The organism is Chitinophaga sp. 180180018-3 (assembly GCF_037893185.1).
Taxonomy (GTDB): Bacteria; Bacteroidota; Bacteroidia; order Chitinophagales; family Chitinophagaceae; genus Chitinophaga.
In genome coordinates, this window is record NZ_CP140772.1 from 6,106,027 (window position 1) to 6,119,341 (window position 13,315).

11 protein-coding genes are annotated in these 13,315 nt (G+C 47.7%); 2 read left to right on the top strand and 9 right to left on the bottom strand.

Annotated elements, in window-relative coordinates; all coding sequences use genetic code 11:
* Positions 1-70: 70 nt before the first annotated feature.
* The 6 genes from UNH61_RS23745 to UNH61_RS23770 all read right to left on the bottom strand — a co-directional run bounded on the left by UNH61_RS23745 (position 71) and on the right by UNH61_RS23770 (position 6,050).
* Positions 71-835 (bottom strand): succinate dehydrogenase/fumarate reductase iron-sulfur subunit, encoded by a 765-nt coding sequence (locus UNH61_RS23745; RefSeq protein WP_326994505.1) that lies wholly within the window; start codon positions 833-835, stop codon positions 71-73.
* Positions 836-898: 63 nt separating this feature from the next.
* Complete coding sequence (locus UNH61_RS23750) at positions 899-2,872, bottom strand: fumarate reductase/succinate dehydrogenase flavoprotein subunit (protein WP_326994506.1); 1,974 nt, start codon at positions 2,870-2,872, stop codon at positions 899-901.
* Positions 2,873-2,892: 20 nt separating this feature from the next.
* Positions 2,893-3,576, bottom strand: a complete 684-nt coding sequence (locus UNH61_RS23755; protein WP_326994507.1) for a succinate dehydrogenase cytochrome b subunit — start codon at positions 3,574-3,576, stop codon at positions 2,893-2,895.
* A 189-nt stretch (positions 3,577-3,765) separates the two neighbouring features.
* Positions 3,766-4,329, bottom strand: coding sequence for a hypothetical protein (locus UNH61_RS23760; RefSeq protein WP_326994508.1), 564 nt, complete (start codon positions 4,327-4,329; stop codon positions 3,766-3,768).
* Positions 4,330-4,358: 29 nt separating this feature from the next.
* Positions 4,359-5,177: an N-acetylmuramic acid 6-phosphate etherase gene (gene murQ / locus UNH61_RS23765; protein WP_326994509.1), complete on the bottom strand. Its 819-nt coding sequence runs from the start codon at positions 5,175-5,177 to the stop codon at positions 4,359-4,361.
* A gap of 27 nt (positions 5,178-5,204) precedes the next feature.
* On the bottom strand, positions 5,205-6,050 hold the full coding sequence (locus UNH61_RS23770) for a BadF/BadG/BcrA/BcrD ATPase family protein (RefSeq protein WP_326994510.1): 846 nt from the start codon (positions 6,048-6,050) through the stop codon (positions 5,205-5,207).
* Between the two features lie 191 nt (positions 6,051-6,241).
* On the opposite strand from UNH61_RS23770, the gene UNH61_RS23775 reads away from it, so the two are divergent.
* Positions 6,242-7,846 carry a S41 family peptidase gene (locus UNH61_RS23775; RefSeq protein ID WP_326994511.1) on the top strand — a complete coding sequence of 535 codons (1,605 nt, stop codon included), beginning with the start codon at positions 6,242-6,244 and terminating at the stop codon, positions 7,844-7,846.
* Positions 7,847-7,948: 102 nt separating this feature from the next.
* Here UNH61_RS23775 and UNH61_RS23780 read toward each other — a convergent pair whose 3' ends face one another.
* Entirely contained in the window at positions 7,949-10,078 is a 2,130-nt protein-coding gene (locus UNH61_RS23780) for a carboxy terminal-processing peptidase (protein ID WP_326994512.1), read from the bottom strand.
* A 165-nt stretch (positions 10,079-10,243) separates the two neighbouring features.
* The gene (locus UNH61_RS23785) at positions 10,244-11,458 is read right to left on the bottom strand and encodes a PQQ-dependent sugar dehydrogenase (protein ID WP_326994513.1); all 1,215 of its coding nucleotides are present in this window, start codon (positions 11,456-11,458) and stop codon (positions 10,244-10,246) included.
* A gap of 73 nt (positions 11,459-11,531) precedes the next feature.
* Here UNH61_RS23785 and UNH61_RS23790 point away from each other — a divergent pair, with 73 nt between their 5' ends.
* Positions 11,532-12,785, top strand: coding sequence for an MFS transporter (locus UNH61_RS23790; protein ID WP_326994514.1), 1,254 nt, complete (start codon positions 11,532-11,534; stop codon positions 12,783-12,785).
* A 3-nt stretch (positions 12,786-12,788) separates the two neighbouring features.
* On the opposite strand, the gene UNH61_RS23795 is transcribed toward UNH61_RS23790, so the two are convergent.
* The gene (locus UNH61_RS23795) at positions 12,789-13,283 is read right to left on the bottom strand and encodes a YkgJ family cysteine cluster protein (RefSeq protein ID WP_326994515.1); all 495 of its coding nucleotides are present in this window, start codon (positions 13,281-13,283) and stop codon (positions 12,789-12,791) included.
* Positions 13,284-13,315: the final 32 nt, after the last annotated feature.

Consider the following 13,315-nt stretch of genomic DNA (forward strand, 5'->3'; position numbering starts at 1 on the left):
AAATAATTTAATTACTCACTAAGGTCTTCGGGTTATTTCGTAATTCGTAATTTTTAATTCGTAATTCTTTCTACTTCTCTGATCCAAATCCTGCTCCGATGAACTCTCTGTTCAGTCGGGCGATATTGGTCAATGAAATTTCTTTAGGACATTCTGCTTCGCAGGCGCCGGTGTTGGTACAGCTACCGAATCCTTCCTTGTCCATCTGAGCAATCATATTGAGAACGCGGGTTTGGCTTTCAGGTTGTCCCTGAGGCAGGAGCGCCAGCTGAGAAACCTTCGCGGATACGAACAACATAGCCGAAGAGTTCTTACAGGCGGCAACGCAGGCTCCGCAACCGATACAGGCGGCAGCAGCAAATGCCAGATCTGCCTTGTGTTTGTCGACCGGCAGGTTGTTGGCATCCTGGGCATTACCTGTGTTTACGGAAATATAACCACCTGCTTCAATGATACGGTCAAATGCAGATCTGTCTACTGTCAGGTCTTTCAGCACCGGGAAAGCACCAGCTCTCCAGGGTTCAACGGTGATGGTATCACCGTCTTTGAAAGCGCGCATGTGCAGCTGACAGGTAGTAGTACCAGCCCAGGGGCCGTGAGCGCGGCCGTTAATATGCATAGAGCACATACCGCAGATACCTTCGCGGCAGTCGTGGTCGAAAGCGATGGGTTCTTTTCCTTCTTTGATCAGGTCCTCGTTCACTACATCAAACATCTCCAGGAACGACATTTCAGAAGAAATGTTCTTAGCCTGGTAAGTTTCGAATCTGCCCTGATCGTTTTTGTTTTTCTGCCTCCACACTTTTAATGTGAGGTTCATGTTATAATGTTCCATATACCTTGGACAATTATTTGATTTATAATCCTGGCCGGCTGTTATGCAGCGAGCCAATAACCATTATTTATAGCTACGCTGAGTAGGTTTACATTCGTCGAATACCAGGTCTTCCTTGTGCAGTTCGAACTGGCTTTCACCTTTGTATTCCCATGCTGCCACGTAAGAGAAGTTTGCATCGTCGCGTTGTGCTTCCCCATCCGGAGTTTGTGATTCTTCGCGGAAGTGGCCACCACAGGATTCGCGGCGGTGCAGCGCATCCACGCACATCAGTTCTCCCAGTTCCAGGAAGTCGGCCACGCGACCGGCTTTCTCCAGTTCAGGGTTGAACTCATTGGCTTCACCAGGGATACGTACATCTTTCCAGAATTCGGCCCTCAGCGCCTTGATTTCCTCAATCGCTTCTTTCAGACCTTTTTCGTTACGGGCCATACCGCATTTATCCCACATGATCTTACCGAGTTTCTTGTGGAAGGAGTCAACGGATCTGCTACCCTTGATGTTCATCAGTTTATTGATGTTATCTCTTACCTTCTGTTCAGCTTCCACAAAAGCAGGATGATCTGTAGGCAGTGCTTTGTTGCGGATCTCATCGGCGAGGTAGTTACCAATGGTATATGGAATCACGAAGTAACCATCGGCGAGGCCCTGCATCAGTGCAGAAGCACCGAGGCGGTTAGCGCCGTGATCAGAGAAGTTCGCTTCCCCGAGGGAATAGAGGCCTGGTACGGTTGTACCCAGCTCATAATCGACCCAGAGGCCACCCATGGTGTAGTGCACCGCAGGGTAGATGCGCATCGGCGTTTCGTAAGGGTTTTCGCCGGTGATTTTAGCGTACATGTCGAACAGGTTACCATATTTCTCCGCTACTACTTCTTTACCCAGTTTGATCACTTCTTCGGAAGAAACGTTGTTCAGCTGGCGTTTACCCACTTCGATTTTACCATAACGCTCAATAGCGGCGGCAAAGTCGAGGTATACGGCCTGTTTGGAGGTACCAACGCCGTAGCCGGCATCGCATCTTTCTTTTGCTGCACGGGAAGCCACGTCGCGGGGTACGAGGTTACCAAATGCAGGGTATCTTCTTTCCAGGTAATAATCCCTTTCATCTTCAGGGATGTCGCTGGCTTTGCGGGTATCGTTTTGTTTCTTAGGCACCCAGATACGGCCGTCGTTACGCAGCGATTCAGACATCAGTGTCAGTTTCGACTGGTGATCGCCGGATACGGGGATACAGGTAGGGTGTATCTGTGTAAAGCAGGGATTGGCAAAGTAAGCACCCTGTTTGGTGGCTTTCCAGGCTGCTGTTACGTTAGAACCCATTGCGTTGGTGGAGAGGAAGAAAACGTTGCCATAACCACCGCTGCAGATCAGTACAGCATGGCCAAAGTGGCGTTCCAGTTCACCTGACACCAGGTTCCTGGCAATGATACCACGGGCTTTACCATCTATCTTCACAATATCCAGCATTTCATGACGGCTGTACATCTTTACATTTCCCAGGGCTACCTGGCGCTCCAGGGCCGAATAGGCACCCAACAGCAACTGCTGACCAGTCTGACCGGCAGCATAGAAAGTACGTTGTACCTGCGTACCACCGAAAGAACGGTTGCTTAACAGTCCGCCATATTCACGTGCAAAAGGCACACCCTGTGCCACGCACTGATCAATAATATTACCACTCACTTCTGCCAGGCGGTGAACATTGGCCTCACGGGCGCGATAGTCACCTCCTTTAACAGTATCGTAGAACAGACGGAAAACAGAGTCGCCATCGTTCTGATAATTCTTTGCAGCGTTAATACCACCCTGTGCAGCAATACTGTGTGCGCGACGGGGGCTATCCTGAAAGCAGAATGCTTTTACTTTATATCCTAACTCACCTAATGAAGCCGCTGCTGAAGCGCCGGCTAAACCTGTACCAATAACGATCACTTCCAGATTACGCTTATTGGCAGGATTCACCAGTTTACAATGTCCTTTATAGTCTTCCCATTTGGAATTTAAAGGTCCGGCAGGAATTTTTGCGTTCAACATATATCCTTGACTTTACAGAATTATTTGAAATAGATTACAACGGGAATAATGGCAAAACCAACAGGGATAGCAATTCCAAACAGCCACACGCCGAGGAAGTTGATCAGGCCGTTGTATTTCTTGTGGTTTAAACCGAAGGTCTGACAAGCACTTTTAAAACCGTGAACGAGGTGGAAAGATAAACCGATCATTCCGATTACATAAAGTACAACCAACCAACCTTGTTTAAAAGTTTCCTGTGTCACCAGGTAAAGATCTTTCAGTGGTTCTTCCATTCCGGGGTAGGTGTGGAGCGGCATTTCGCCGTAGTGGAATTTTGCCCAGAAGTTAACCAGGTGGATAACGATGAAGATAAAGAGTATGCTTCCCATGATAGCCATCTGCCGGCTGAACCAGGAGGAAGTCTGGTTACCCGGACTTACCGCATACTTAACAGGGCGGGCTGCTCTGTTCCTGAATGTGAGCTGTAACGCAATGAAGGCGTGTAGCAGAATCACAATTTTCAGCCCCCAGGCAATAAACTGAATCAGGCTGTTATGCCCCATGAACGCAGCATATGCGTTAAAAGCCTTGCCTTCATCATTGTACAACAGCTGAACATTTCCCGCGAGGTGAACTATCACGAAACTGCAGAGAAACAAGCCGGTAGCGCCTACCAATAACTTCTTACCGATAGAGGTATTAAAGAACTGTGACCACTTCATAAGTAAAAATCTAAGCTTCCTTGTATAAAAAAGATGTTTGAAATGTCGGGCAAATTTAAAGCAGGAAAAATAAAAACCAAATGATATTTATCAGGTTTTAGCATGAATAATTATTGATTATCAATTATTAATGATTGAAAATCAAATATTCACGCATAATATCTTTCATTTTGTAATGAAAATTAAACTTTATTCCAGGCGTTTCAGCATGATGTTATCCACCATGTTAAACAGGTGTAAAGGCTGGTAGGTTCTCCATTTATCATCGTCCAGCAGGTGGACGTAGTGGTGCAGGCGGGCCCGCTCAAACTCTTCACGGGTGGCCTTTGGCATGTTAAGGCTAACGATCCATCCACCATCATCGCGGATATCTTCCCACCATTCTTCATAATAACAATCATCTGAAGAATGGAAATTCAGCACATTTTCAGTGATCAGTATAAATTTTGTAATTCCCTGTGCAATCAGCGTATCGATGATATTCCGCTTGAGCGTCATGATATCATTATCTATTGCATCATTCCATTCTCCCAGTAATTCTATGACAACAAAATTGAACTGGTAGTCGGTGTACAGGATCTTCATGTACAGGTTCCGTGAGCCAAATTCATCCCATTGCGGGTGTATATAATAGTTATATACCGCATTGGAATATTCAAACTCACTATACTCTCTTCCATAGAAGGGAGAGTACTCATCTTCTTCGGCGGTGTAAAGATGCCGCCAGTTATAATAGGGCTCTATGTTGTGCATAACCGGCCTGTGGGTTAAAGTCTTTTAAATTATTGTTGCTTAAATTCTTCTACTGCTTTCTTAACGCTACCGGCTTTCAGCAGCAGTGTATGTGCCTGTTCATAATCCGTAAGCGAAAGCTGTTCCATGAGCATCTTCACGCCACGATCTACCAGCTTTTCGTTACTGAGCTGCATATTTACCATTTTATTGTCTTCTACCCTTCCCAGCTGTATCATCACCGCTGTAGAGATCATGTTCAGCACCAGCTTCTGTGCCGTACCACTTTTCATACGGGTGCTGCCGGTCACAAATTCAGGACCTACCACTACTTCTACCGGGAAATCGGCAGCAGCAGATACGGGAGCACCCGGATTGCAGCTGATACTTCCTGTAACAATCCCATTACGGCGGCATGTTTCGAGGGCCGCAATCACGTATGGAGTAGTACCGCTGGCGGCAATTCCTACTACCACATCGCCAGAGGTAATGTTATAAGCCTGCAGGTCTTCCCAGCCCTGGGTACGGCTATCTTCTGCAAACTCCACTGCTTTACGGATAGCGTTGTCGCCTCCCGCAATGAGCCCCACTACCAGGCCCTGTGGCACTCCGAAAGTGGGTGGGCATTCAGAAGCATCCACTACTCCGAGACGGCCACTGGTACCAGCTCCGATATAGAACAGGCGGCCACCTGCCAGCATTTTATCTGCAATGGCAGCTACCAGTTTTTCAATCTGCGGGATAGCCTTTTCCACAGCCAACGGAACGGTCTGATCTTCCTTGTTGATATTTACCAGCAGCTCCTGCACGCTCATCTTCTCTAAATGGCGGTAATGAGAAGCCTGTTCCGTTACTTTTATAAATGACATAGACAATTTTATAATTGTTGATAATAATTAGCGATGATATTCCAGGAGTCCTTCCATAGGGGTACGAAGTACCTTGCCCAGCGGCAGCTCGTACAGCTCACATAGTTCACTGAGGATGTCGCGGAAGTTCCAGGCAATTCCACCGGTGAAATGCAGGGCGGTAGTCCAGCTTTCCCGGTACTTATAAATATGATTAAAGAAGAAATCATTGAGGCCGTCTTCCAGGATATTTTCAATCATGAAATGCCCCCTGTTTTCGGAGATGAACTCAGTAAAGCTGGCCAGGTAACGATTAGCCAGTGGCTTCCTGTACACGTTTTCCAGGATCTCATCTTTAGTGGTCTTGTATTTATATTCGAAACGGGCGTACAGGTCGTCGTCGAAGCTTTTATACAGATAGTATTGTAATACCTTGCGGCCGAGATAAGCACCGCTGCCTTCATCTCCCAGAATAAATCCCAGCCCGGGATTGTTCTTTACAATTTCCTTTCCATCGTAATACCCGGAATTGGAGCCTGTTCCCAGGATGCTTACCACGCCTTCACTATGGCCGCAGAGCGAACGGGCGGCCCCCATCAGGTCGTGCTGCACTTCGGTTATCGCATCCGGCCAAACTGCCTTAATAGCATCCGATACCAGTTGTATATTCTTTGCCTGTGCCAGGCCTGTTCCGTAAAAATGTACTGCCGCTATATGGCCCGCCGGGAGCTGTGGCCCCAGTTCATTGGTCAGGATTGCCCTGATCTGGTCGCTGGTCTGAAAATACGGGCTGACACCCTGTGTTTTCAATATCACTGGCGTTCCTGTGCCCAACACCCCCCATTCTGTTTTTGTAGATCCGCTGTCTGCTACCAGCTTTAGTCCTACGCTCATATCCGGTTAGTTATGAAATTAAAGAATCCTCAAGGTTTGCACCTGATTTATGCTATTTTTGTCACAATTTAAACAAAAGGGGGTCATAAAAACAAATAGCCACTTTAAGTTTAAATGACGATGTTCCATGCGGCTTCAACTGCATGAATGTAAAGATTGGTCATATAATTTAGCCGGATAATAATCAGATTATGCCTAACAGGAAGTTGAATGTTTTTTTACCTCTTCTATTTGCGGTTGTACTGGCCCTGGGAATGTTCCTGGGACATAAAATGCCCGGGTCGGGCACAGGAGGCGCCACCGTATTTTTCGCCAAACCTCCGCGGGGGCCGCTGCAGGAGATAATGGACCTGATCAAAGCGAAATATGTAGATACCCTTAATACCGACAGTTTACAACAGACAGCCATTGACGGGCTGCTTTCCCAACTGGATCCACATTCCATTTATATTCCGCCAGCTGAGCTGCAGCGGGTGAATGAAGACATGGAAGGAAATTTTGAAGGAATTGGGGTGGAGTTCAATATTACGGCCGACACTGTGAATGTTGTCAGTGTGCTGAGCGGAGGACCTTCAGAATCGGCCGGGGTTCAGACCGGTGATAAAATCCTGCGGGTGAACGACAGCCTGGTTGCAGGCAACAATATTACGCCCGACAAGATCCGTAAATTACTGCGTGGGCCGGCAGGTTCCGTTGTCAATACGATCATACTCCGGCAACAGAAAACCATCACCGTCCCCATCAAAAGGGGAGTTATTCCTTTGTACAGTATAGATGCCAGTTATATCGCAGCACCGGGCATCGGTTATATCAAGATCAGCAAGTTCTCCGCCACTACCTACGATGAGTTCATGAAGGCCATGCGTTCGCTGGAACAACAGGGAATGAAGAAACTGATCATCGATCTGCGCCAGAACCCGGGAGGCTACCTGGATGCAGCTACCCGTATAGCAGACGAGCTGCTGGAAGACAATAAACTAATCGTATACACGAAGGGTAAAGATTTCCCCCGTACCGATTATAAGACCAAACGTCCAGGGTTGTTTGAAAGAGGTGCGCTCACTATCCTGACAGACGAAGGTTCCGCATCGGCAAGCGAAATACTGTCGGGCGCCATACAGGATTGGGACCGCGGCACTATCATCGGCCGCCGAACCTTTGGTAAGGGCCTGGTACAGGAACAATACGATCTCGACAATGGTGGCGCATTGCGACTGACAGTGGCGCGTTATTACATTCCTTCAGGCAGGAGCATTCAGAAGCCATATGGTAAAGGACATGCAGATTATGATGATGACATTGTGGAACGTTACCATCATGGAGAAATGGTCAATAAAGACAGTATAAAGCTCACCGATACTGTGCCTTATAAAACAGCCTCCGGACGGCGCGTATATGGCGGCGGCGGTATCACACCCGACATCTTCATGCCATTTGATACTACCCGCTTCTCCTCTACCATGACGGCCCTCTACACACATAATACGTTCAGCAATTTTGCTTACCAGTATTATACCTCTCACAGGGATGCATTTGCCAGCTATAAAAATGCGGAGCAGTTCATTAAAGGCTTCCAGCTCAACCCTGAGCTGATCAATGATTTCAGGGTTTACGCGAAAAAAGACAGTGTACCGGGCATAGACCGTGTTAGTACGAAAGATGAAATGGAGATCCGGAACCGGCTGAAAGCTATGCTGGCACGCCAGCTGTACAGAACGGAAGGTTTTTATGAGTCTATCAATGCAGATGATCCAATGGTGAAGAAAGCCATTGAGGTGTTGGAAGCGGAGAAGTAAGAATTAAGAATATAGAATTAAGAAATAGAGCGAAGGCCTAAGCGAATAACATTTTATCGCTTAGGCCTTCGCTCTATTTCTTAATTCTGTATTCTTAACTAATCAGCGGTTATTCTTCGGCTGCATCTTCGGTAATGCCTGGGCAATCAGGTCATTCATAACATTCACGGCTTCATCGAGGTAGATATCTTTGGTTCTTACCTTGATCCAGTCTTTATTCCGGGCGATCTTAGCCGAATCGGCACCGAGTTTTTCCATGTCGGATTTGATGTTGATGATGCTCAGCTCTTTCACTTTATCATTTACTGCATCGTATTTTTTCAGCGCAGCAGTATTGGTTTTCTGTTCTGATTTATAAGTCTGCAGATTGAGTGAGTAAGTTTCCTGTTTTTCCATTTTTTTCAGGGTGCTGAGGTTCTCATTGAGCAGTTTGAAAGCCTGGCTGTTAGCCATTCTTTTTTCGCTGTTCTTTTTGAGAGGTTCCACATTTACCGGATTGTACCAGGATGTGAAGGCAGCGCGGGGAATTTCGTCCCAAACCAGTGCATCAGAGTCTTTGCGTTCTGCGATTTCGTAATACGGATCCGGCAATACGATATCGGAAGCCACCCCTTTCAGCTGGGTAGAGCCGCCATTAGCGCGATAAAATTTCTGCTGGGTAAGTTTCAGTGCACCGAGGCTACCGCCATCTTTCATTGGATAAAAATCATCCAGGTTGAAGAGGCGCTGTACGGTTCCTTTACCAAAAGTTTGTGTGCTACCGATGATCACTGCGCGTTTGTAATCCTGCATAGCAGCCGCCATGATCTCGGAAGCAGAAGCGCTGTATTCATTCACCATGATCGCCAGCGGGCCTTCGTACTGCACATTTTTATCACGATCACGCAATACTACCGCATCACCGCCTCTGGAGCGCACCTGTACCACAGGACCTTCGGGAATGAACAGGCCGGCCATCTGTACTACATCCTGCAGGGAACCACCACCGTTAAAGCGAAGATCGAGGATAATACCTTCTACTTTCTCTGCTTTCAGTTTGGCTACTTCTTTGGCCACATCATCCGCACTGCGTGCGCCGTTGCGGTCATTGAAATCGGCATAAAATTCAGGCAGGTAGATGTAGCCGATCTTATGCTGGCCATTAATGATGGCTGATTTTGCAAACGTTTCTTCTGTAACGATTTCATCGCGAACGATGGTAATATCTTTCACGGTACCATCTACACTCTTCACTGTCAGCTTCACCGGAGTACCTTTTTTACCACGGATCAGTTTCACTGCGTCTTCCACAGGATAACCGGTAATATCAACAGACTCCGTAGCCCCCTGGGCTACTTTCTGTATCACATCGTTCACCTTTAACTGGCCCTGTTTCCAGCTCGGGCTTCCGGTAACAATGCTCACCACTTTGATCTTGTCGCCCTCTTCTTTCAGCTGGGCGCCGATACCAAAGAACTTACCCGCCATCTGTTCTTCAAACGCCCTTTTTTCATCAGGCGGGAAGTAATCAGTATGCGGATCCATTGTGGTAGTGATAGCATTCACATAAAGATTGAAACGATCGTTATCGTTCTGCCTTGTTTTGAGGCGTTCGAAATAACGGTCGTACAGCTGTTTAACTTTTAAACGGGCTTCCGCTTCCAGTTCTGTATCTGTTTTGATCTTAATGGTATCGTTCTTTTTTTCCTTGTCTTTATCCCTCAGCTCCATCAGGTCGGTCAGTTTTTCCAGGGTGCGGTATTTCAGCACCTTGCGCCATGCTTCCTTACGGGCATTTTCATCTGCGGGATAGTCGACCTTATCCGGATCCAGTGTCACCTTTTCATCTGTCGTGAAATCGAAAGGTTTGGAGAGGATTTCCGGGTAGATGACAGCGGCTTCAGCGACTCTTTGCTTGATCAGGGCATTGACGCTGCGGAAACAATCGATGGGAGCCCCTTTCAGCTCATCGTCAATATGCAGCGATAAAGGTTGCAACTTTTCCACATCCGTTTTCAGGAAAAATTTCTTTTCCGTATCCAGGCTACGCAGGTATTTATTAAAAACTTCAATAGAAAATTTGTCGTCTATCGGCTTCGGCTGGTAATGTCCTTCTTTCAGCATCTGCCCCACCAGGTTCATGATCACTTCATAACGTCCGGGAGGATCTTCGTTATGCCCCAGCTTATTAAAAGCCAACACACCTGCGGAAATGCTAAGCAGCACTACCGGTATAATCACTTTCAGTCTCATATGTATCTCAATTGAACTTAAATGTTGTCAAACCAAATATAAAATAAAATCATCCGTCGGCTACGGAATTTATTTCCTTTTAACAAAAAATTGGGCCAAACGGGCACGGAGTCATATATACGGCTGAAAAACCGCTGCCAGGCGGGATTATAACGTTCCCCCGGGCTACTCCTTTACCAGTTTGTATATGGCCCCTTTAAAACCATTGCTGCCGGAACTGCTGGTTAGCATGTACAGCTCTCCGTTCTCATCCTCGCCCCAGCTGAGTATCTGTATCCCCTCCTTCGGGCGGCCCAGCAGCTCCAGATCAGCGCGCTCCCACTTCCGGCCGCTGACGGTCAGCACAAAGGCTTTACCATTGTAGTCCCCGAACACATAAGCGCCCTGCAGCGCCGGGATGGCTTTTCCCCGGTACACATAGCCACCGGTGACGCTGATCCCCACATCGTGGCTATATTCGTCGATTGGTGCAATGAGCGTTGAACGGTCGGCACCCGGCGGTACATTATATTCATGGTTTCCCTCCATGATCCGCCAGCCATAGTTACCACCCCGCGTAATGATATCTACTTCCTCATACCTGTTCTGTCCTACATCGCCTGCAAACAACATCCGGCTTTGACGGTCGAATGAGAAGCGCCAGGGGTTCCGCAGGCCATAGGCCCATATTTCAGGCCGTGCACCCGGCCGGTTAACGAACGGATTATCGGGTGGTATCGTATAGGGTGTACCATTAACATTTATTCTTAATATCTTGCCCAGCAAGGTACCCAGGTTCTGGCCATTGCCGGCGGCCCCGTGCTTGTCGCCCCCACCGCCACCATCTCCGAGGCCTACATAAAGATATCCGTCCGGTCCGAACTGCAGCTGACCACCGTTATGATTCGATTCCGGCTCGTCGATCTCCATCACTACCCTGCCGGAGGCTTGATCTGCCACATCCGGATTAGATGCCGAGGCGGTAAATTCCAGTATTCTGCTGGTATGGTCGAAACCAGGTTTGGCTTTTTTTGCGCTATAGTACACATAAAACTTTCGGTTACGTATAAACTCCGGATGGAAGGCCATGCCAAGCAGTCCCCTTTCGTCGTAACCGGGATTGATATTCACCAGGTCTGCGCTGACATCCAGGAAAGGCGTTGGGAGCAGCCTGTTTTGCTTAACGATCCATACTTTTCCTTCTTTCTGACAAAAAAATAGTCTCTCGGAACCATCCCCGGGAACAGCCATATTTACAGGCGATATAAACCCGTCGGTCACCAGTTGCAGCTTCACCCTGCGTTGAGGCGGCTCATTATTTTCATTAGGCCTGCTGTGGGCGCAGGCAGTATGGATCAGTATTGCCGGCAGAAACAGGCAGCTGAACAGAAATGGTTTCATAGCTCGCTGGAATTAATACAGAATAAATATAGTGCTTTCCCGTTTTTTGTACATTTACCCAAAATTCATCAGATTGGACACTTCGGCTTCAAAACCTGACCCATACGCCTCGTTACGCTTTCCAGAATTCAATTATTACCTTGTTATCCGCTTTGCGCTGGTGTTTGCACTGGCAATGCAGTTTGCTATTATTGAATGGAAAGTATATGAAATCTCCAAAGATCCTTTTTCGCTGGGATTGATTGGTTTATCGGAAGTAATACCTGCAGTGACCCTGGCACCTTTTGCCGGTCACCTGGTCGACAAGCTGGAGAAGCGCGGGATCCTGCTCAAATGTGTCATATCGTATATTATTATCGGTTTGGGGTTGTTTCTGTTAACATGGGACCAGGCAGTAGCCGGGCTTCCCAGGCAATGGGTGTTGAACCTGATCTACATGCTGGTTTTCTTCGGAGGCACTGTTCGGGCCTTTACCAGCCCCTCTACGTTCACATTGCTATCCCTGCTCGTACCCCGTGAGTTATACGCTAACGCTTCTACCTGGAGCAGTTCAGCCTGGCAGATAGGCGGCGTACTGGGGCCGGCGCTTGGTGGCCTGTTCATACACTGGTTCGGCGTACACTGGTCGATGCTGTTGGTGGTGATAGTTTTCCTGGCACCGTTATACAGCCTGATAAAAATTAAGCCCAAGCCTATTTACTATAAGCCCAAAGGGGAAAGCTTTTTCGACGGACTGACCCAGGGGATGCGCTTCGTCTGGAAAACCAGGGTGGTACTCAATGCGATGGCGCTGGATATGTTTGCGGTATTGTTCGGAGGAGCAGTGGCCATGTTGCCGGCTTATGCAAAAGATGTGCTGCATGTAGGTTCTCTGGGATATGGATTACTTCGCTCTGCTCCTGCCATCGGCGCCCTCGTTACCATGTTCATACTGGCGCACAGGCCGTTGGCCAATAAACCAGGGCTCAAGCTGCTGGCGGCTGTATTTGGGTTTGGCCTGACCATCATCTTCTTCGGTATCTCCAAAAACTTCTATCTTTCCATGCTCCTGTTGTTATTCAGCGGATCACTGGACGGCGTAAGCGTGATTATCAGACAAACCATCCTGCAACTGAAAACGCCCGACGATATGCGTGGGCGGGTAGCTTCTGTAAGCTCCATGTTCGTAGGATCATCCAACGAACTCGGCGCCTTTGAAAGCGGCTTTATGGCAAGGGCTATCGGACTTGTACCTTCCGTTGTATTTGGTGGCTTTGTAACGCTGGGCGTGGTGGTTACTACCTACATCATTTCCCCCGCCATGCGGAACCTGAATTTAAAAGAGTAGCCACTACAGGCTGAATTTCTCTTTCAATCGTTCCAATACATAATAAACGGCCGGGCAAACCGTACTATTTTCGTACGTGATCTTAGGACGTTTAAAAAAATCATAGCTGTCGGTGTAAGGATAGTTTTCACAATCACCCGGGCGGGCGTCATAGATGCTGCAATAGTTATCAGCACTCAGGAACGGGCATGGAGAAAACTTCACCACATAGTCTTCATCGCTATCGATCCGGAGATATTTCTCAATAAACTCCCCTTCCTTCATTCCGAGATACTTGGATATACGCCTGATATCAGGAGCTTTGAAGCGTGGGCTGATTGTTTTACAGCAGTTGCCGCATTGAAGGCAATCAATTTTACTGAATGCTTCTTCATGCAGGTCCGGCAACAGTTTTTCGACACCTTTCCCGCGACGGGTTTGTAGCTTATCGAGATACTGTTTATTTACTTTCTGTTTCTCCCGGGCCTTTTGTTCCCAGTCTTCTAAAATCTTGCTCATTGCAGCAAAGATAGGTAAATAGTGAATGGACA